Genomic DNA, 21,758 nt, shown 5'->3' on the forward strand with positions numbered 1-21,758 from the left:
AATTCTCAAATCTATAACTGCTCCCGTCAACTATGAACCATAGGCATTTATTTAACTATTTATTGTTCACGAGTTTTCACATTTAATCTCTTACTTTTTTAGTCCAGCATATTCTTACATAACCCTATCTATAATAAAATATAATTATTTACTGTCAATATCATGAATCCTAGTAATAACTATTTATTCAGTATCAATTTTAAACTTTATCAAAAAATGAATAGTTTGCCTACTCCCATACGGGCAGATTTACTAGGATATTTTGAGGCAATTATTGAGAATCCATCCTTTACAAAAGGGATTAACAGAAAGGCTAAGGATAACTCAAATACTATTCATCGCATTAATTATAATTATCGTCTCGAATTAATTGCTCTTTCTGTGGTGAAAGGGGAACAAAAAATTATCAAGTTTCTAAGTATTTCTGATAAAACTAAATTAAAACAAGCTATTGTCGTAAGCAATAATTTTGCCCATCAAATTGTTGATATTGATATTAATACTGAACAAAATAATATTTCCTTAAAACCTGAGCATCTAAAAATGTTTCAGGGAAAAAGTAGCGTTAAAATTAGCGAAAAAGATTTTGAAATTAAGTCTAATGATTTTTATCCTTATCTAATGACAAGTAAGGATGATGACATTAGTTTATCTTTTTTACTTTCTGAGGAACAAATAACCATTACTGAAGCCCCATTACCTTTGTTATTGAAGGGTAATGGTAAAATGGGTAAGACTAAAAATTTACTGTTAAAGGCGTTTAATACTAGTTTACAGGATAAATACAAAGATTTAGTAGTGGTAAGCACCGATAATGTTAGTCAGTATCGTTTAGAAAACAATTATCAACAATTAACGGAAAATTTTACTCATAATCTGCAGATTAATAATTATATTAATTTGGTTAGAAATACGGCTTATGGTTTAGGTTTAATTTCTGAAAATAGTTATAGACGATCGCATTTAATTGACTATAATAAATTTAGGGAATTGTTTGTTGGTGATTGGGATTTACCAGAAATTGAAATCCTTTATTTGTGGGAAGAAATTCAGTATATTATCAAGGGAAGTTATAGTTATTCTTATAAGGAAAAAGGAATCATCTGCCTCCATGATTATGACCAAGAAAATGAGAAGAAAGATAAAATAGTATCGAACCTAGAAGCAGATAACATCTATCGTATTGCAGAAAAATATCAAGACTGGTTAGAAGAAAATCAATACTGGGATATAGGGGATTTAACCCAAATAGTATTAAATAAATTACCTTCTTATTTTAGAGGGGAATATGACACCATTTTTGTGGATGATATTAATAATTTAAGCGACTTATCTTTACAACTACTTTTGCGATTGGTAAAAATAAATCCAGGGCAAAAAAAACCTAGGGTGGTATTTACCTATGATGAAGCCCTATTACATCAAAACGAAGGCGCTGTTAACGAAAAACTAGAGCAAATTTTTGCAACTATTTTAAGAGACTTAAATTTAGATGGGGAAACACCTTATTTTCAACCAGCCTTAAATCTAAAGGTTGCCCAAACCGATAACCATGAATTAATCGAATTAGAAAAAATTGTTGTTAATTTAGCTCAGAAGATAGAATATCAACCTAATATTAACCATGTTATTAACACCATTGAAAATTGCCATTGGTTAGTATCATCCCATGATAATATCATTTCTGCCCTAGAGGAATTACAACCAGATACCGTCATCATTGTACCTAGTTTAGAAGAAAAACAAACCCTTTTAAAAGACGTAGCAACCTTAGAGAAAAAAACAGCCCAAATCTTAACAATTCACCAAATAAATAACTATGAATTTAGCCAAGTTATAATTTGGAATTTCTTTAGTTATTTTAATCAAGTTAATCCTCATTCTCTTAGTCAACTCATTCAACGATACCTATACCCTTGTCTTAACGCTGTTAAAGATAAAGTCTTTTTCTATGAAAGCAACTATGATATTTTTGAACATTATCCCATTCTAAATAATTATATTCATAAATCAGGGCTAAAGGCGATCGCCCCTATACTCAATCAAAAAAATAGAGAAGAAATCGAAAAATTAGCCCATAGCTATAGTCAACAAGGTGCATGGAAGATAGCCCAACAATGTTATACAACCCTAGGTAATCATCAACAAATCAAATATCTTGATACCCCCATCGCCCAACTAGAGGGAAACTGGGATGTAGCAGGGGAATTATGGAATCAATGGGAAGAATGGGATAAAGCCATATTAGCTTGGCAAGAAATACATCCCCATCTATGGCTAGAAAAATGGGCAGAATTAACCCCCAACCAATGGCAAGAAAAAGCCAACTACCTTGCCCAAAAACATCAATATACCCTAGCAGGAATCTGCTACCAAAAATGTCAAGACATAGAAGGATATATCCGTTGTCTCCAAGAAAATAGACAATGGGAAACCATCGCCGACATTTATAAAGAAAAAAACCTTTTAGAAAAAGCCCAACAAAACTATCTCCTCGCCGAAAAACACTACCTGCAACAAAAAAACCTTGCCCCCGCAGGAAGAATGTGGGAAAAACTGGGTATGTGGAAAAAAGCAGCCCTCATCTGGGAAAAACTAGGCGCATGGGAAACCGCCGCCGAAAATTGGCTAAAAGAAAACAACCCAGAAAAAACAGCCCAATGTTATGAAAAAAGTAACCATTGGGATAAAGCAGAAATCCATTGGCGAGAATTAAACAACCAAAGCGCCATCGCTATTGCCTGTGAGAAACAAGAAAAATGGGCAACCGCTGCCCAAATTTGGAAAGAATTACAAGAATGGCAAAAAGCCGCCCACTGTTTTACCCAAGCCCAAGAAATAGAATCCGCTGCCCATTGTTATCAAAACGCCATGGAGTGGGCAAAAGCAGAAATCTGTTGGTGCCAACTAAACCAACTTCCCCAAATCGCCATCGCCTGTGAATGTCAAAACAAATGGCAAAACGCCGCCAAAATTTGGGAAGAATTAGGAGAATGGTTAAGGGCTGGATTTGCTTGGGAAATGGAAACAGAAACTTACAAAGCTGCCCTTGCTTATGAAAAGTGTCAACAGTGGCAAAAAGCCGAAGTTTGTTGGCGACAATTAAACCAAGGGGAAAAAGTTGCCCTTGCCTGTGAAAATCAAGATAAGTGGTTAGAAGCAGGAAAAATTTGGGCAAAAGTGGGAGAAAAAGAAAAAGCCGCCCTTGCCTATGAAAAAATAGAAGCATGGCAACAAGCCTTGGAATTGTGGCAACAACTTCACAATCCCCAAAAAGTAGCTTTCACCTGTTATCAATTAGGAAAATATGAAACAGCCGCTCAAATTTGGCAAACCCTAGGGCAATGGCAACTAGCAGGGGAAGCATGGGAAAAATTAAAGGAGATAGATAAAGCTATTTTTGCCTATGAAAAAGGAAATTACTGGCAGGAAATTGAAAGAATTTATCGTCATCTACAAAAATGGGCAAAAGTAGCCGTCGCCTGTGAAAAACAAGGAAAATGGCTAGATGCAGGAGATATTTGGCAAAAATTAGCACAAATTCCCAATGCTTCCCGTTGTTATGAGTTAGCTAGAGATTGGGCAAAAGCTGAAAAAGGATGGCGACAATTAAAACAATGGGCTTGTGTAGCAGTGTGTTGTGAAAGACAGAGTAAATGGTTGGAAGCTGCCAAGGCGTGGGAGGAGGTAAATCCTTTCATAAAATCTGCCCTTTGTTATGAGAAGGTGGAAGATTGGGAAAAAGCAGAAGCCCTTTGGAGAAAGGAATCTAATTGGGTTAAGGTTGCTAAGGCTTGTGAAGCCCAAGAAAAATGGGCAGAAGCTGCTCAAATTTGGCAAGATTTGGAAGTATGGGAAAGATCTGCAAAAGTTTGGGCTAAAATTAATCAGCTAGAATTGGCTGCCCCCTGTTATGAAAAAGCGCAGTTGTGGCAGGAGGCAGAATATTGTTGGCAAGAGGTGGGCAATATCGAAAACCTAGCCCGTATGGCAGAGTCTCAGCAAGATTGGCAAAAAGCGGCCGAAATTTGGCAACAGGAAAATAGTTGGTTTAATGCGGGAGTGGCTTGGGAAAAAGCTGGGGAAATAAAAAAAGCGGCTTTTTGTTATCAGGAGGATAGTAGTTGGCAAGAGGCGAGGAATTGTTGGCAAACATTAAAGGATTTTCGTCAGGTAGCAATTTGTTGTGAAAAACAAAAGGCTTGGCAAAATGCTGGGGAGGCTTGGTTAAAAGTGGGGGAAGTAGAAAAAGCGGCTTTATGTTTTCAGCAGGGGGAATTTTGGCAGGATGCCCAAGGTTGTTGGTTAAGGTTACAAAGTTATAATAATGTGGCAATTTGTTGTGAAAAACAAAAGGCTTGGCAAAATGCTGGGGAGGCTTGGTTAAAAGCTGAGGAAATAGAAAAGGCTGCTTTATGTTTTCAACGGGGAAACCATTGGCAAGATGCCCAAGATTGTTGGTTAAGGTTACAAAGTTATCGTAATGTGGCAATTTGTTGTGAGAAGCAAAAGGCTTGGCAAAATGCCGGGGAGGCTTGGTTAAAAGCTGAGGAAATAGAAAAGGCTGCTTTATGTTTTCAGCAAGGAAGAAGTTGGCAAGATGCCCAAGATTGTTGGCAAAAGTTGGGTAATTATCATAAGGTAGCTATCTGTCTACAAAAGTTGGATATGTGGGTGCAAGGGGCGCAAACTTGGGAGTCTTTGCAAAATTGGCAAAATGCGGCTAAGGCTTGGTTACAGGCAGGGGAGATGGAAAAGGCGGCTATTTGTTACGAAAATGGCGGTTTTTGGGAAAGGGCGGAAAGTCTCTGGGAAAAGTTGGAAAAATGGGACAAATTAGCATACACCTGTGAAAAGCAGCAAAAATGGCAAAAAGTAGGGTTTGCTTATCAACAAACCCAAGAATGGATGAAAGCAGGGCAAATCTATGAACAAATTTCAGCTTATGCAGAGGCCGAAAAATGCTGGCGGGAGTTGAAGGATTGGCAACGGGTTGCTTATACTTGTGAGCAACAGTCGCAATGGATAAGGGCTGGAGAGGCTTGGAGTCTGGCTAAAAATTGGCAGTCTTCTGCTCAGGCTTATGAGAGGGGAAGCCATTGGCTAAAGGCTTTTGAGGCTTGGAAAAATGCGGGAAATTGGGTAAAAGGTGCGATCGCCCTTGAACAAGGTCAAATGTACTATGAGGCTGCGGAAATATGGTTAAAAACTGACATCAAAGAAAAAGAGGAAAAAGCAGGGCTTAATTATGAGTTAGCCCAAAAATGGGAGTTGGCAGAAGAATGTTGGCGGAGAATACCCCGTTGGGATAAAATCGCTCTTTGTTGTGAAAAACAGGGTGATCAAAAAGTAGATTTAGCCATTGAGGCATGGTTGAATGCGGGGAATAAACTCAAGGCGGCTAATTTACTACGTCGCACTGGTAGATGGAAACAAGCCGCAGGAGTCTTGACAGGAATTAAAGATAAATAGGGTAAGAGGCAGGAGGTTGTCGCTTAGTATTTACAGCTTTTGAGTTAGAAATGTTGTAACCTAGTGCTTAATTAGGAAAATTGTGCGATCGCACATCATCAGCAAATTGAGTGACTGAGTCAGAAATAATGCTTTTTAAATCGGCATAAGCCTTGGCAAAGGGAGGAGATTTTGCCGATAAACCCAACAAATCTGCCGTCACCAATACCTGCCCATCACAACCCTTTCCAGCCCCAATGCCAATGGTAGGAATAGAAAGACTATCGGTAATTTTTTGGGCTAATTCCATGGTCATATGTTCCAATACAATAGCAAAAGCCCCTGCTTTTTCAAGGGCTATCGCCTGATTAAAAATAGTCTCCTGTGCGATCGTACTTTTCCCCTGCTGCTTATAGCCTAGAACCCTTACAGACTGGGGAGTTAAGCCCACATGACCCATTACAGGAATACCAATTTCCGTTAATCTACTAACCGTTTCTACCATGGCAGGATAACCCCCCTCCAGTTTCACCGCATCTGCATTAGTTTCCTTAATAATTTTACCCGCCGACTCAATGGCATGAGTCACACTGGTTTGATAAGTAAGAAAAGGTAAATCGCACACCACAAATGAACGTTTTACCCCCCGACACACCGCTTTGGTATGGTGTATCATCTCCTCAAGGGTAATGGGCAATGTATTGTTATGCCCTAGTGCCACCATGGCAAGGGAATCCCCCACCAAAATTAAGTCAATCTCCGCATCATCAAGCAAAGATGCAATGGCATAATCCCAAGCGGTAAGACATACAATGGGTTTTTTTTCCTGTTTCCACTGACACAATTTTTGAATAGTAACTTTCATTCGTGAAATAATTAATAATTTATCATTACATAAAATGCCCAAATTTTTCTTTCAATTTGACTTATTGCTTCATATACTATGAGTTACATTCATAAGAAATAAAATAATATTAGTTGAATAGTAAAAAGTCTAATCTGAGTAAAATAATTAAGTTTAAAGTAAAGCAAAGAAAAAGGCAATGAGTAAGTGAGTAGGCATAATTAAACTAATTTAACCAAGGAATAAAAAAGCACTTAAGCACTTTAGTTGATAATAGTCTTAGTAAAATAATATCTCTAACTAATTTTAAAAACTTACCTTTTGAAAAATAAGAATATTCTGCAAATAAAAATATAATCAAATCCACTTTACAAGGTCTAAATAAGTATATTTAAGCATCTAATAATAGTATTTTTCTTGATAGATATATATTTGAAGTTACAAAAATATTACAGATACAACCCTAAAATATTAAAAAAACCTTATTACTGATTTTAAAATTCTCAAATTTTTCCCATTAACTCACTTTTTGATTCCGACAAAATTAGTGTTTGATAGTTCCCTCTAACTTTTTATTCATAAAAACATAATTAATTTCTGGTTCAATAATCTCATAAATTCTTGGTATTCTCACGATAGTTTTATAAGGAGAAATAGAATTATCCTCTATGGATGTAGAACAATTGATTATGCCGTGAATATCTTGATTTTCAAGGGCGTAATTTAACTGTTTCTCAGTGTCGTAGGTTAACAATTCCAACCTCAAATAATGTTGGGAAATAATCCCTTTTAACTTATCACTAATTTCCGTTAGTTCCGTAGAAGTTTCATTTTCTGTCAAAACACCTATTTTTACTATCATGGATGAACGAATAGCAATCACATAAAGAGCTATGGTTAATAAAGTACCCACCAACGCTTCTGTAAGAGCAACATCTGCACCGCCCAAGATAACATAAACCAATACAGCAACTGCCCCCAAAATTCCCCTAATCACAAGGGCATAATAAGGATTTGGTTGTAATATTAACAACAATGCGGAAATAGGCATTAAGGCGGTAATAATATATATGTATAAATTTTCCATAGTAGATAATTAATTTATGACTAAAAATTAACAAAAAATAGCATAAGATAATAGACATCTCCAATAACTTTTAGACAAGAGAAAAAGTAATTCCTCAGAGCATATATTAATATTTTTTTGAAGATGTCTAATGATTACAAAAAATCAACTTTAATTATCCCAATAATGCTTGGGCCGTGTCAGGGGAAGCTGCCATTTCCTCTAACCTTTCTTGTTGATCTTGGGCAATACAAGCCTGAATCACATCAACAATTTTACCTTCTAAAACAGAATTAAGATCAAAATTACGATTTAAACGGTGATCCGTTGCCCGATTATCTTTATAATTATAGGTGCGAATTTTCTCAGATCTTGCCCCTGTACCCACTTGGGATTTACGCATAGAACTTACAGAATCCTGCTGCTCCTTGAGTTTTATTTCGTAGAGTTTTGCCCGTAAAATCTGCATCGCCCTTTCACGGTTTTTAAGTTGCGATCGCTCTTCGGTACAGAAAATACGAATTCCCGTGGGTTTGTGCATTAAATCCACCGCCGTTTCTACCTTGTTGACGTTTTGTCCCCCAGCACCTCCAGAACGAGCTGTACTCATCTCAATATCTTTAGGGTCAATTTGCACTTCCACATCATCAACTTCGGGCATAATGGCGACAGTAGCGGTGGATGTGTGAACTCTTCCCCCCGCCTCGGTCAAAGGTACTCTTTGTACCCGATGTACCCCCGCCTCAAACTTGAGTTGACTATACACATTATCCCCAGTAATTTCCAAGATAGCTTCCTTAAACCCTCCCATTTCCGCAGGAGATTCGCTCAACAACTTCACATTCCAGTTAACCAATTCCGCATAGCGGGAATACATCCGTACCAAATCTCCCGCCCAAATACTAGCCTCATCGCCCCCTGTACCAGCCCTAATTTCTAACATAATATTTTTATCGTCGTTAGGATCTCGGGGCAATAACAATACCTTTAGCTTTCCTTCTAACCGCTCAATTTGTTCTTGTAATTCCTCAATTTCCATCCCTGCCATTTCCTTCATTTCAGGATCTGCATTTGATTCTTTATAAATCTCTTTTGCTCCCTTCAATTCGTCCTGGGCTTGTTTCCATTCCGTGTAAGTAATTACCGTTTCTTCTAAGGAAGAACGCATTTTGGCAATCTTCTGTAGTTCACTGGGATTCGTTGCTATATCTGGATCTCCTAGTCGTCTGGTCAACTCGTGAAAGGTTGTTTCAACGGAATTTAATTTATCTATTAAATACGATTCTGCCATCTTTTCTCTATAATAATTTAACTAACTATAATCTCGAAACCTACTAACACCAAGCAATTTTCTTTAGGTTGTAGAAATTAAGAATAACTTTTATATATCTTTAGTTTATCAGTTCCGAAGATATTGGTTTAGGCTTTTTCTTGCCACTCCCCATTATAAAATAACCTACCAAGGAAGCTAGTTACCAATTTAGAACACTTTAACAGGCATATTAACGGAGAATTTAACTCGAAGAAAGAACTGTTAATTTTTGATAGGATAAAATGAATAGCAATGAATGACTTTTGTTGTTTACTAAATCTAAAAAGCATTTATTACATTAAGTTTTTCTGTTTCATTGATACTTTGTAAAAAAGACTTTTATGACAATGTTTTGCTTGATAATTTTTGTTTAACTGCCAAAACAAAATCCCTGTGATAGAATAAAGCCGTCTTTAAATTTACAAAACTTAAGACTTTGTCAACGGTAATAATTTTGATTATCTAACTAGCTCAGAAATCCCATGGTAGTAAATAGATTTGGTAAACTGTGTACGATCGCCCTTTGTTGTGCATTTTTAGGGGGTTGTATCGCAGAGGAAACCATCCAAGCCCAAGAGGAAAGGGGGGGACAAGAAAGACCATCAGCCCCTTCCGTAGATGCGGTAAGGGTCAATAGAGAGAACCTTGAAGAAGCCCAAGAATATATTGGCACCACCCAGCCCGTAAGGGAAGTTATCGTGCGATCGCAAGTAGAAGGACAATTACTGAGTTTAGCGGTAGATGTTGGAGATACCCTCAGCACAGGACAAACCATTGCCAGATTGGATGACACCATTTTAAGTTCAGCCCTCACCAGAGCGCAAGGAGAACTATCAAGCCTCCGTGCCGAGAGATTAAGAGCCGTAGCCGAAATCAATGACGCTCAATCTCAGGTAGAATCAGCCCGTATCAGACTACAACAAGCCCAAGCCGACGTTAACCGATTTGAAGAATTAAATAGAGAAGGTGCGATCGCCCGTAGAGAATTAGAAGTCGCCCAAACCGAAGAAAGAACAGCCCTCCAAGAAGTATCATCCGCCCAATCCCAAGTCAGAGTAAGAGAATCCGCCGTAAGTGCGATCGACGGCAGAATCCAGAGCCAACAGGCCATCATTGCCGAAGCCAGACAAAGACTAAACTACACCCAAATCAGTGCCAGTAATGCAGGACGAGTCCTCGAAAGACTTACCCAACCAGGCAACCTCGTGCAACCGGGGGGCGAAATATTGCGTATTGGCGACTTTAGCCAAGTAAAAGTACAAATCTCCGTCTCCGAATTAGACTTAAGCGACTTTTCCATTGGTAGCCCCGTCAATGTCCGCCTAGACGCATATCCCAATCAAACCTTTAGTGGCGTAGTTTCCACCATTTCCCCCGCTGCCGATGCCAACGTTAGACAAATTCCCCTCGAAATAACCCTCGACACCAACAACCAATCCATTAACGGTGGTTTACTAGCCCGAGTCACCCTTGCCGATAATAGAACCCCCCCCATTATCATTCCCCAAAACGCCCTCACCGTTGGTAATAACGACAACTCCAACAATCAAACCGTTTTTGTTCTCAACGAAAATAATGATGAACCCTCCGTGATAGCTCGTTCTATAGTTGTAGGTAGCAACCGTAATGGTAGAATCGAAGTCACTCAAGGTTTAACAGAATCCGATCGCCTAGTGGTAAGAAGTAGTCAACCCCTCCAAGATGGGCAAAATGTCAGCTTGAGCATAATTTCTGATGACTAATCACCCTATAACGCCATGAAAATATTAAACGTACAAGATTTAGAAGTAACATTTTTTGACGATAACCATAACCCCTCCACCGCCGTCAACGGAATAAACTTTGAACTAGACGCAGGAAAAACCCTTGGCATAGTAGGGGAGTCAGGCTCAGGAAAATCCGTTACCTCCCTGGCTATCATGGGCTTAATGGCAGGTAACGGTAAAACCCAAGGACAAATCTGGTATCAAGATAATATCGAATCATCCCCCATCGACTTACAAAGCCTCAACGAAGAAGCCAGAAGAGAATATCGAGGGGGTAAAATAGCCATGATTTTCCAAGAACCCATGAGTTCTCTAAATCCCTTATATAACATTGGTTTTCAGATTACCGAAGCCATACTACAACATCAGAAAATATCAGAAAGTGAAGCCCGAAGACAAGCCATCAGCGTTTTACAAGAAGTAAAATTATTGCCTAATGATGACATCCTTACCCAAGATTTTTATAAAGAAACAAAAAGCCCTAATCCCAATGAGAAAGAAGTAACTAAATACATCAACGAGCGAAAAAGAGAAATTCTCAAACGCTACCCCCACGAAATGAGCGGAGGACAACTGCAAAGGGTAATGATTGCCATGGCAATTTCCTGTAATCCTCGTCTCCTCATTGCCGATGAGCCTACCACAGCCCTTGATGTCACCGTACAGGCCACCATTTTAGAACTTTTGAAAGAATTAGCGCGAAGCCGTCAGATGTCAGTCATTTTCATCACCCATGACTTATCAGTGGTGGCAAACATAGCTGATTTTTTGGCGGTGATGTACCATGGTAAGGTTTTGGAATATGGCGAAACCCAAGAGGTGTTATTAAATCCCCAAAGCTCCTACACAAAAGGTTTACTGGCCTGTCGCCCTCGATTGGATGACCATAGGGAGTATTTACCCACGGTGGCTTCTTTGATGGTCAATGATGGTCATATTTCCGAAGTCGATTTACCTCCAAAAAAGGTGAAATTGGATCAACCTTTGATTGCGGTGGAAAATTTAATAGTTGGTTTTCGTAAACCTGGTATTTTTTCTTGGGGCATTAAACCTGCGGATTATTTTTGGGCGGTGGATGATGTGAGTTTTCAAGTTTTTGCAGGAGAAACATTGGGTTTAGTCGGGGAATCTGGTTGTGGGAAGTCCACCTTGGCAAGAACTTTGTTACGGTTAATTAATCCTATTTCGGGCAAAATTGACTTTTTGGGGCAGGATTTAGCCAAATACAAGAAAAATGATCCTCTTTTACGCAAGTTACGCCGAGAATTACAAATTGTCTTCCAAAATCCCTATAATTCCCTTAACCCTCGCATGAGTATTGGTAAAACCATTATTGAACCCATGGAAATCCATAAAATGGGGGGCAATAGTCGTAAACGCAAGGAAAGGGTTTCTTATTTACTCGAAAGGGTTGGTTTATCCCCTGATTGGTTTAATCGTTATCCCCATGAGTTGTCGGGGGGGCAAAGGCAAAGGGTATGTATTGCTAAGGCGTTGGCGCTTAATCCTCAGTTAATTATCTGTGATGAGTCGGTGTCGGCTTTGGATGTTTCTATTCAGGCACAGGTGTTAAATTTGCTTAAGGAGTTGCAACGGGATTTTGGTCTAACCTATATTTTTATTTCCCATGATTTGAGTGTGGTTAAGTTTATGAGCGATCGCATCATGGTCATGAATAGGGGTAAGATTGAGGAAATTGCCACCACAGAACAAATTATTAATCATCCTCAACGGGATTACACTAAAAAGTTGATTGCCTCTATCCCTAAGTTTCCTACCTTAGCTTAATTAATGATGTTAGTATTATTAATTGTAAATTGCCCATTGCCCATTGCCCATTGCCCATTAATATAATATCCCATGTCAAATTTGGAAGAACTAATCAACGCCATTCAGACAGAAGCCCAAAGTGCTGATTTTCCCTTGGATGTACCCGTATATGAATCCGCAAAAAAAGACCCCACAAAACCCATTCTCTATTACGGAAATCTTAAAAGTAATGTTTGCTTTTTTGGACGGGATTTAGGGCGTGATGAAGTCATGGCAGGACAACCATTAATCGGGGCTTCTGGTACATTAGTTCGCCAAGGCTTTTATCGAGCCATATACAAAGAAAATACCAGTGATAGGGATAAATTAATGGCTGTGTGCGATCGCCTCTTATTGACTAATACAGTACCCTACAAACCCCCTGAAAACAAAGCCTACGGAGTGAGAGTCAAAAAAAGATTTCGTCCCTTTGTAGAACAACTACTAACTATCCATTGGCAAGGAAATCATATTATCACCCTCGGCACAGAAGCATTTAAATGGTTTGAACCCTACACCGATAAAGAAACATTTAATCAATTTTGGGCAGACAAAGACAATCGTTATCACCAGAGCATCGAAGTTAATTTAACATCCATAGATAACCAAGGAAATACTGTTCATAAAAAAACTCTCATTTCCCCTCTGCCCCATCCCTCCCCTCTTAATCAACGTTACTATCGATTATTTCCCGGAATGTTACAAGCAAGATTAGCCAGCCTAGAATTTTAATAAAATTATTGTAAATGTTTATTAATTTCCTAGAGACCACATAAATATTGTCACAATGTGAAAATAATAGCTCATAATAGTAACTGTAACAGTATTTATAAAAATGATTTAGTTAATGAATCAGAATTTATGTGAAATGAAAATCTCACCTATAATTTCTGAAAATAGTCAAAGTCATAACACTGTGACCTAATTCATTAACAATAACATTCCCCATTCTTATTAATCATCACAGAATTAATAAGCAAATATATCTATAAAAAATTCCAAGAGCAGAACAAGAGGCAGATTAAATGACTCAGATTACCCCTAAACCAACTCATACCCCCACAGATGACAACGTCCCCAACAGTCTAAGCAACGGTAATAACTCCCCAGAGACGAACCCATCGAAAACAGTAATCACCAAATCAGAGAATGGTTTAGCAAACTGGTGGTACAAGCAAAATCTCAAAAATAAAGCCACCATTACCGCAATTTTGATGGGAGTAATACCATCCATCGTAGTAGGTGCAGTGGGATATGTTTCTACCAACACTCAATTTAGAAATGAAATTGACACCCAAATCCAACAAAGCGCCCAAAGTGTCAGCAGAGAGATTCAAACATACTTAACCAATCGCTACGACAACATCAGAAGTATCAGTGAATCAGATGTACTTACCGTCGAAGAATTAAGAGGTGTACCCGTCACCGAAGCAGACAAACAAGCATTTTTAAATCGTTATCTGGAAATCTATCCTGACTACAGTTTTGTAAATGTAGTGGAAGTAAACGGCACATCCAGTTTGGGTGGTGGACAAGTGAACCTGCCCAACCAGTTTACAGAATCCTATTTTGAGCAAATAATTACAACCCAACAAGGGAATATTAGTCGTGTCAAAGAAATTGACGGTCAGAATTACATCTTAATAGGTTCCCCAATTTTTGACCAAACCAATGAAATGGTAGGGGTGGTAGTAGGGGGTATTTCTGTTGAAAATATCAAAGAAAAATTTAGCTATATCGCCGAAAGTGGACAAGAATTTTTTATCGTTGACGAAGAAAATAATATCGTATTTTCTGAAGACTCCACCACCCTAGGGCAATCCATTGGGGATGTGATACCCCAAGCCCAAACCGTCCTTACACAAACAGAAAACCCTGAGAATATTCCCGTCACAGACGGTGTGAGAAACGGGGAAGAAGTTTTGGTAGGTTTTCAAACTTGGCAACAACAAGATCAGATCTGGAAAACCCTTGTCACCCTCGATAGTAGAACAGCTTTCGCCCATAAAAGTGCCTTACTAGGTTGGTTATTCGCAGGGGTAGTAATCACAGGGGCAGGGGTAAGTATAGCCGCCCTATACCTAGCTAAAAAAGCCACAAGCCCCATCAAAGAAATTTCCGATGCAGTGAAACAAATTGGGGAAGGAGACTTAAATCAAGAAATACCCATACGTAGTGAAGATGAAATTGGTTTGTTAGCAGGAAATTTCAACGTAATGACCTCCCAATTGAGAGAATTAGTTCAAGATCAACAAATTTTTGCCAATCAATCTAACCTCCTCAAAAACATTACCTTTGAAATGACCAAAGCCTTCGAGGTTAATGAAGTATTCTCCATTGCCGTTAGTGAAATTCGTAAAGCCCTCTCTGCCGACAGGGTAATTGTTTATAGTTTTGATGAAACTTGGGCGGGAACCATTGTATCAGAATCCGTTGATCCTCAATATCCCACCGCCTTTGGAGCAAGAATCCATGACCCTTGTTTTGAAGAAAAATATATCGATAAATATCTTAATGGCAGGGTTCAAGCCACCAATGATATTTATAAAGCAGGACTTACCGATTGTCACCTTAAACAGTTAGAACCCTTTTCGGTTAAAGCCAACCTTGTGGCTCCCATTGTGGTTCAAGGAAAACTATTAGGACTACTCATTGCCCACCAATGTTCTGCCCCCAGAAATTGGCGCTCCTACGAAATTGACTTCCTTACCCAAACAGCAACCCAAGTCGGTCCTGCCCTTGAGAGGGTAATGCTACTGGAAAATCAACAGTTAGATAGTTACCTTTCCATGCAGCTAAAAGATATTAGTTTCAAAATTGCTGAGTCTTTGACCAAAGATAAAGTATTTGATGTAGCTACCACTGAAACTCGTGCGGCGTTGAGGGCGGACCGAGTTATCATTTATACTTTTGACCAAGACTGGAAGGGTACTATTATCGCTGAATCCGTTAATGCTGAATTTCCCAAGGCTCTCGGGGCGATGATCAAAGACCCTTGTTTTGCGGATAAATACGTTGATAAATATAAACAGGGCAGGGTTCAAGCGACCCCCAATATTTATACCGCAGGGTTAACAAAATGTCACATCGAACAGTTAGAACCCTTTGAGGTGAAAGCCAATCTTGTTACTCCCATCGTTGTGGAAGGGGAATTGTTAGGACTATTAATTGCTCACCAATGTTCTGCCCCTAGAAATTGGACAGAGTCAGAATCTAGCTTTATTTCTCAGTTAGCTACTCAAATTGGTCCTGCCCTTGAAAGGGTACAACTTTTAGATCGTCAGAAATTGGCAGAAAGTACCCAAAGACAGCAAAAAGAAACTATCCAACAACGGGCTTTAGAATTGTTGATGCAGGTAGATCCCGTTTCTCAGGGGGATTTGACTATTCGAGCTACGGTGACAGAGGATGAAATTGGCACCATTGCCGACTCGTACAACGCCACCATCGAAAGTTTGAGAAAACTGGTAACTCAGGTACAAGGAGGCTCCCATGCGGTAACGGAAATTGTAACCGAACAAGAAGAATTTATTGGTAACCTCGCCACGGAAATTGTCCGTCAGTCTGATGATATTAATACGGCCCTTGAGCGTATTCAGTCTTTCTCCATGTCTGCCCGTCTGGTACTAGATAGTGCAGAACAAGCAGAACAAGCGGTGCAACAGTCTAACCGTAGTGTGGAAGAAGGGGAAATGGCAATGAATCGTACGGTAGATGGTATCCTCGCCATCCGAGAAACCGTGGCGGAAACCGCTAAGAAGGTAAAACGATTAGGGGAATCAACTCAGAAAATTTCTAAGGTTGTTAACTTAATTAGTAGTTTTGCGGATCAAACTAACCTACTGGCCCTTAATGCTTCCATTGAGGCAGCCCATGCGGGGGAAGAAGGACGAGGTTTTGCGGTGGTAGCCGAAGAGGTACGTTCTTTGGCCCGTCAGTCGGCAGAAGCAACGGCGGACATTGAGAAGGTGGTGGCTGAAATTCAACAGGAAACCAATGAGGTGGTAAAAGCCATGGAAACTGGTACAGAGCAGGTGGTAGAGGGTACAAGGTTGGTGGAGGAAACTCGTTCTTCTTTGACTCAGATTACGGCGGCTTCTGCCCAGATTAACCAGTTGGTAACGGCTATTTCAGCGGCAGCGGCGGAACAGTCTCAGACTTCGGAGGAAATTACAGAAACCATGGCGGATGTGGCTTCCATTGCTTCGGAAACCTCCATGGCGGTGGATGATGTATCCCGTAAGTTCCGTAAACTTCTTAAGGTATCCGAAAACTTACAGATGAGTGTCAGTAAGTTCAAAGTTGACTAATGGCTTCCTGGGGGAAAGTTTTTCTCTTTCCCTTCCCTAATTCTCTTTTATTGATTTATCCCCTACTTTCTTATTAACCATGACTCAAACACCCCAAAGACCACAAATCAACATTGATAATTTTGCACCGAACCATAAAACTCGTTTGGTAATGAATGTTCCTCCTGAACCCCGTCAAGAGGCAAAAACCGTTAAAAAAGAATCTTCCCCTTTGGTGCAGTGGTTTTATGATCTTCCTTTGCGTCGCAAACAATTATTAGTATTGTTGAGCGCCCAAACCGTGGCGATCGCCTCTTTGGTGGGGGTTAGTGTAACCCAAGTTATTACGGGGGGACGGGCGCAATTAGTTAACCAATCCATCTCGGAGCTAGAAGCATCGAAAATTAACTACAACATTAAAGTTAATCAAATGGGTTTTGGTTTTCGGGGACAATCGGATAATACGGCGGTTATTCAAGGGGCGATCGCAGGGAGCAATATTAGCCCAGAAAATAAAGCCATCGTTCGACAAATTCTTGCCAACGAAATTACCGCCCGTAACATTGAGTATGCAACCCTAGTAGGGGTAGATCGGCGTATCATCGTCAATGCTAATAGCGATCGCACAGGGGAAATATTCGATCCCAATGGATTGGTCAGTAGAGTTATCGAAAACCCAGAACAAATTAAAATCAGTGAATTAGTATCATGGGAAGACCTTGAAAGGGAAAATCCTCCCAACCTAGGACTATTCGAGCCTAACAGCCCTGCGCTGATTCGTTATACCTTCACCCCCGTATTTGCCCTCAACAGCGATCAAGTGGTTGGTGTACTGGTGTCAGGGGATGTTATCAATGGTAAATATACCGTGGTAGAAGACACTGTAAACTTATTCAGTGGCGGTTATGCCAGTATTTATAAACTCCTTGGGGAAGGGGAATTTCGTGTGGCCAGTTCTCTATTGGGTAGAGAAGACACTAGGGAACAAGACGTTTCCATGGAGGATAATGCCGTTCTCCAACAAGCCCTCAGAGATCCAGATCAAATCGCATCCGGTCGTACTTCCATTGATGGGGAAATTCATACGGTTACCGCCGAAGTTCTCCGTAACAGTTTAGGAGATTCCATCGCTATTATCGTTCGTGGTACCCCAGAAAGAGAGCTAAACTCCATTTTAAGGAACAGCGTTACTTTCCAAATTCAGGTGGCCATTGGGGTAATTTTATTTAGTCTCTTATTAATCATCATTCTCGGCAAGACCATTGCCCAGAGAGTAGAAGCATTACAAGGCACCACCGAAAAATTTATGGCGGGGGATTACAACATCCAAGCCCAAATATTAGGGGATGATGAAATTGGCAAACTAGCCAGAACCTTTAACGAACTAGCCACCAACATTGTCCAAAACGAAGGGATGCTACTACTCGACAACGAAAAAGGCGGACTACTCCAAGAAATTACGGGTTCTCGTACCCTTGACGAAGATGATGTAAACCAAGTATTTGATAAAGCCCTCAGAAGAGCAAAAAGAATTCTTCGGGTAGATCGCCTCGTTATCTATCGCTTTAAATCCGATTGGAGTGGTTATATTTCCAACGAAGCAGGAGATCCGAGATTTCCTAGCGCCCTAGAAGAAGATATTAATGATCCCTGTATTCCCCTGGAACTAAGACAAGCCTATATAAATGGTCGAATAGTTCCCACCACTGATGTTTATAATGCAGGGTTTGCTCCTGAACATGAAGCCCTCATGTACCGCCTACAAATTAAATCTAACTTAGTAGTGCCCATTATCAGTCAAGGAAAATTATTTGCCCTTTTTATTGCCCACCATTGTGAAAATCAACATACTTGGGGAGAAAAAGAAATTAGCTTTATGGGTCAAATTGCCCTCCGTTTTGGGGTAATTTTGGACAGGGTAGGTTTGCTCAAAACCCAGATGATTGCTGCCCGTAGTGCAGAACAACTTAAGGAAATTACCCTCGCCATTGCTTCAAAAACTAGCCGACAAGAACTTTTAAATCAAGTGGTTTCTGATGTTCGTTATGCCCTACAGTGCGATCGCACCATCGTCTATGAATTTGATGAAAACTGGCAGGGAACCATCATCGCCGAATCCGTGGGGGAAGAATATCCCAAAGCCATAGGAGCGGTCATTGCTGACCCTTGTTTTGCAGATCGCTATGTGGAAAAATATCAACAGGGTAGAGTTCAAGCCACCCCCAATATTTATAAAGCGGGTTTAACAGACTGTCATCTGCAACAACTAAAACCCTTTGGAGTCATTGCCAACCTCGTCTCCCCCATCATCGTAGATCAAAAATTATTAGGACTATTAATCTGTCACCAGTGTTCTGGCCCCCGTGACTGGGAAGCAGGGGAAATTGAACTATTTAGCCAACTTTCCACCCAAGTGGGCTTAGGTTTAGAAAGAGTAAACCTTTTACAAGCTCAACAAATATCGGAACAAGAGCAAAGAGAGGCAAAAGAGTTATTACAAAAACGAGCCTTAGACCTCTTGATGCAGGTAGATCCAGTATCCGAAGGAGACTTGACCATTCGAGCCACGGTGACAGAAGACGAAATTGGTACCATTGCTGACTCTTACAATGCCACCATCGAAAGTTTACGGAAAATTGTATCTCAGGTACAAACCGCAGCCACCTCCGTAACCAAAACCACCACCGTGAACGAAAATGATGTTAACGTTTTACAAGCGGAAATCAAAGAGCAGGTATTGAACATCACTCAGGCTTTGCAAACCGTTCAGGCCATGAGTAATTCTAGTACTCTTGTGGCTGAAAATGCGGAACAAGCAGAAGAAGTGCTACAAAGGGCGCAAGAAAGCGTGGAAATGGGAGAAGTCGCCATGAACCGTACTGTTAAATCTATTATGGAAATTCGGACTACAGTACAACAAGCCACAAAACAGATGAAAAAATTAGGGGATACCACCCAAAATATTTCTACAGTGGTCGGTCTGATCGGTCGTTTTGCTGCTCAAACTCACCTTTTGGCTCTCAAAGCATCCATCGAGGCCGCCCGTGCAGGGGAACAAGGAACAGGGTTTGCGGTAATTGCTGAGGAGGTCAGAACTTTAGCTAGTCAATCGGCTTCGGCAACGGCGGACATTGATAAACTGGTTACAGAGATTCTTTCGGAAACGAAGGTGGTAGTAACGGCTATGGAACAGGGTAACGAGCAGGTGGTAGAGGGAAGTAAACTGGTGGAGGAAACCCGTCAAAGTTTAAACCAAATTACCGCAGCTACTTCTCAGATTAATGAGCTGGTAGAGGCGATCGCCGAAGCCGCCTTTGAACAGTCGGAAAACTCTGAAGATGTAGGGATAAAAATGACTGATGTGGCAAGGGTTGCTCAGAAAACCACGGTATCTGTAACTAAGCTCTCTGACTCTTTCCGTCAATTGCTACAGGTTGCCCAAGAGTTGGAGTCTAACGTGGCTCAGTTTAAGGTAGGGTAGTTAATTGATAATGGAGAATTGATAGTTGATGATGGACATAAATTTTTTATGAGTTCTTAACAAGGGGTTTAAACCCCTTGCCCCTCTGATAGCTGACATCAGTTACCCTAAATCTTTGGGAACGCACCATGGTGCGCCCCTATCATCTATGCTTGGGGTTGAACTAAATTTTCAGCGCCCTCTATCACTTCAGCAGAAATAATCTTATCTTCTGGGGTAAGTTTTTCCAACACTTCGGCGCCATCGGTGACGTAAGCAAACACGGCAAATCTGCCGTCCATAAGGTTATAACCGGGGGGGGTGACTTCCGTGTCAAACTTGAAGAAGAAAAATTGAGATGAACCACCGTTGGGATCACTACTAGGACGGGCTAAAGCCACGGCACCGTAAGCATTAAACGGCAGTACGGGTTCCGCTAGGTACATTCCCACATCCTCGGTGGTGAAGCCGTAAATAGGCTCAGATTCGCCCTTAACCAAAATTTCTAAGGGAATAGAGCGATATTTGTTGGTTTTAGGATCGATAAAGCCCACTTCTTCTCCTTCAGGATCTCCTGTTTGTATGACGTAGAAGTCTTCGGCACGAATAAAGGGAAGGTTATCGTAAAATTTTCTTTGTACCAAATCCACAAAGTTACCCCCCGTAACGGGAGCGCTATAGCCATCTACTTCCACCATTAAGTCTCCTTGGGTGCTGGTGATTTTTACTTTCGCTCTACCTTTGAGTTGGGGCAGGTTGGCATATTCTTGGGGTACTTCAAAGGGATATGCTCTCACCATGGCTTCTTCTATTTCGGTGACGTTTTCAAGGATTTTTTCCCTTGTGGCGAGAATATCATCTCTTTTTTGTCCTGCCACTAATTCTTGTAGGGCTTCTACATCTTCGATGATACTATCTACTAATTCTCTGCTTCTTGCAGAAAACCCAGCAGGTACGTCCTTGGCAATGTCATCTCCATGGAGTCGGAGGGCAAAAGCAGCGTTTCTAACTTCTTTTTCTACTCTTTTCCAACGTTTTGATCTTAAATCTCTTTCTATTTTTTCGATGTTACTTTGAACTTCTCTGATTTCTTTGTTATCAATGGGTAGGGCATATCTTAAAATCGCCTCTGGATCTGTAATTGCATCCCCTTGGGCTAAAAATGCGTGGGCATTTTGCATCTTTGTGGGGGTAAAGGCGATCGCCATGGTAAATATTAATATCGTTGCAACGATTAGCTTACTTGTACGTTGCCACCAATTAAGTTTCATAATTACTAATTTTTTTTAAAACTGTTTAATGCCATTATTTCATAAACAGTGAAGCTCAAACATTAACAATTGAAAATGAATCAGTTAGGGAACAAACACTTAAAATAGTTTTCTTGGTGGCTCAATGACTTACCTTACGGTCTTTTTTAAAAAAGAATGTAACAAAATGTTGCCAAGTTTGAAAATGTATGTTAAATTAATTATCAAGTAGTTGACTAAGACTGCAATTATAGATATATAGGAGATACATCATGGAAGATAAAGGAAAATTAGGTTTCACCGCATTTGCTGAAAACTGGAATGGTCGTTTAGCAATGTTAGGTTTCGTAATCGGTATTTTAACCGAGTTATTGACTGGTCAAGGTATTCTCTCTCAGTTAGGCTTAATGTAGTTCTAACTTTCGTTTCATTAATCGTTTAAACAAATTGCCCATAAGATTAGAAGGAGAGTGTGTACTCTCCTTTTTTTTATCTTAACTTTTTTGACGTT

At 40.1% G+C, this 21,758-nt stretch carries 11 protein-coding genes; 7 read left to right on the plus strand and 4 right to left on the minus strand.

Annotated features, from left to right (window positions below; all coding sequences use genetic code 11):
* Nucleotides 1-216: 216 nt before the first annotated feature.
* Complete coding sequence (locus tag AA637_RS03680) at nucleotides 217-5,472, plus strand: hypothetical protein (protein WP_446683941.1); 5,256 nt, start codon at nucleotides 217-219, stop codon at nucleotides 5,470-5,472.
* A 67-nt stretch (nucleotides 5,473-5,539) separates the two neighbouring features.
* Here the strand turns inward: AA637_RS03680 and panB are convergent, their stop codons facing one another.
* From panB to prfA, 3 genes are all read right to left on the minus strand, one after another.
* Complete coding sequence (gene panB, locus AA637_RS03685) at nucleotides 5,540-6,316, minus strand: 3-methyl-2-oxobutanoate hydroxymethyltransferase (protein WP_446683942.1); 777 nt, start codon at nucleotides 6,314-6,316, stop codon at nucleotides 5,540-5,542.
* A 523-nt stretch (nucleotides 6,317-6,839) separates the two neighbouring features.
* Nucleotides 6,840-7,382, minus strand: coding sequence for a hydrogenase subunit MbhD domain-containing protein (locus AA637_RS03690; protein ID WP_446683943.1), 543 nt, complete (start codon nucleotides 7,380-7,382; stop codon nucleotides 6,840-6,842).
* 154 nt (nucleotides 7,383-7,536) lie between these two features.
* Nucleotides 7,537-8,652, minus strand: a complete 1,116-nt coding sequence (gene prfA, locus AA637_RS03695; RefSeq protein ID WP_446683944.1) for a peptide chain release factor 1 — start codon at nucleotides 8,650-8,652, stop codon at nucleotides 7,537-7,539.
* Nucleotides 8,653-9,155: 503 nt separating this feature from the next.
* Here prfA and AA637_RS03700 point away from each other — a divergent pair.
* The 5 genes from AA637_RS03700 (at nucleotide 9,156) to AA637_RS03720 (ending at nucleotide 20,018) form a co-directional block, all read left to right on the plus strand.
* Nucleotides 9,156-10,415 (plus strand): efflux RND transporter periplasmic adaptor subunit, encoded by a 1,260-nt coding sequence (locus tag AA637_RS03700; protein WP_446683945.1) that lies wholly within the window; start codon nucleotides 9,156-9,158, stop codon nucleotides 10,413-10,415.
* Nucleotides 10,416-10,430: 15 nt separating this feature from the next.
* A complete protein-coding gene (locus AA637_RS03705) occupies nucleotides 10,431-12,227 on the plus strand; it encodes an ABC transporter ATP-binding protein (protein ID WP_446683946.1) in 1,797 nt (598 codons plus the stop codon).
* A 72-nt stretch (nucleotides 12,228-12,299) separates the two neighbouring features.
* Complete coding sequence (locus AA637_RS03710; protein WP_446683947.1) at nucleotides 12,300-12,980, plus strand: uracil-DNA glycosylase family protein; 681 nt, start codon at nucleotides 12,300-12,302, stop codon at nucleotides 12,978-12,980.
* 293 nt (nucleotides 12,981-13,273) lie between these two features.
* Nucleotides 13,274-16,558, plus strand: a complete 3,285-nt coding sequence (locus AA637_RS03715) for a methyl-accepting chemotaxis protein (RefSeq protein WP_446683948.1) — start codon at nucleotides 13,274-13,276, stop codon at nucleotides 16,556-16,558.
* 79 nt (nucleotides 16,559-16,637) lie between these two features.
* A complete protein-coding gene (locus tag AA637_RS03720) occupies nucleotides 16,638-20,018 on the plus strand; it encodes a methyl-accepting chemotaxis protein (protein ID WP_446683949.1) in 3,381 nt (1,126 codons plus the stop codon).
* A gap of 146 nt (nucleotides 20,019-20,164) precedes the next feature.
* On the opposite strand, the gene AA637_RS03725 is transcribed toward AA637_RS03720, so the two are convergent.
* A complete protein-coding gene (locus AA637_RS03725; protein ID WP_446683950.1) occupies nucleotides 20,165-21,268 on the minus strand; it encodes a peptidylprolyl isomerase in 1,104 nt (367 codons plus the stop codon).
* 251 nt (nucleotides 21,269-21,519) lie between these two features.
* Between AA637_RS03725 and AA637_RS03730 the strand changes: the two genes are divergently transcribed.
* Nucleotides 21,520-21,660 (plus strand): high light inducible protein, encoded by a 141-nt coding sequence (locus AA637_RS03730; protein WP_069791612.1) that lies wholly within the window; start codon nucleotides 21,520-21,522, stop codon nucleotides 21,658-21,660.
* Nucleotides 21,661-21,758 lie beyond the last annotated feature (98 nt).

The sequence above is a fragment of the Cyanobacterium sp. HL-69 genome, from assembly GCA_002813895.1.
Taxonomy (GTDB): Bacteria; Cyanobacteriota; Cyanobacteriia; order Cyanobacteriales; family Cyanobacteriaceae; genus Cyanobacterium.

Bases quoted from the DNA above. Each gene is read 5' to 3' on its own strand.
- AA637_RS03680 (WP_446683941.1), top strand. From the start codon at position 217: ATGAATAGTTTGCCTACTCCCATACGGGCAGATTTACTAGGATATTTT.
- panB (WP_446683942.1), bottom strand. From the start codon at position 6,316: ATGAAAGTTACTATTCAAAAATTGTGTCAGTGGAAACAGGAAAAAAAA.
- AA637_RS03690 (WP_446683943.1), bottom strand. From the start codon at position 7,382: ATGGAAAATTTATACATATATATTATTACCGCCTTAATGCCTATTTCC.
- prfA (WP_446683944.1), bottom strand. From the start codon at position 8,652: ATGGCAGAATCGTATTTAATAGATAAATTAAATTCCGTTGAAACAACC.
- AA637_RS03700 (WP_446683945.1), top strand. From the start codon at position 9,156: ATGGTAGTAAATAGATTTGGTAAACTGTGTACGATCGCCCTTTGTTGT.
- AA637_RS03705 (WP_446683946.1), top strand. From the start codon at position 10,431: ATGAAAATATTAAACGTACAAGATTTAGAAGTAACATTTTTTGACGAT.
- AA637_RS03710 (WP_446683947.1), top strand. From the start codon at position 12,300: ATGTCAAATTTGGAAGAACTAATCAACGCCATTCAGACAGAAGCCCAA.
- AA637_RS03715 (WP_446683948.1), top strand. From the start codon at position 13,274: ATGACTCAGATTACCCCTAAACCAACTCATACCCCCACAGATGACAAC.
- AA637_RS03720 (WP_446683949.1), top strand. From the start codon at position 16,638: ATGACTCAAACACCCCAAAGACCACAAATCAACATTGATAATTTTGCA.
- AA637_RS03725 (WP_446683950.1), bottom strand. From the start codon at position 21,268: ATGAAACTTAATTGGTGGCAACGTACAAGTAAGCTAATCGTTGCAACG.
- AA637_RS03730 (WP_069791612.1), top strand. From the start codon at position 21,520: ATGGAAGATAAAGGAAAATTAGGTTTCACCGCATTTGCTGAAAACTGG.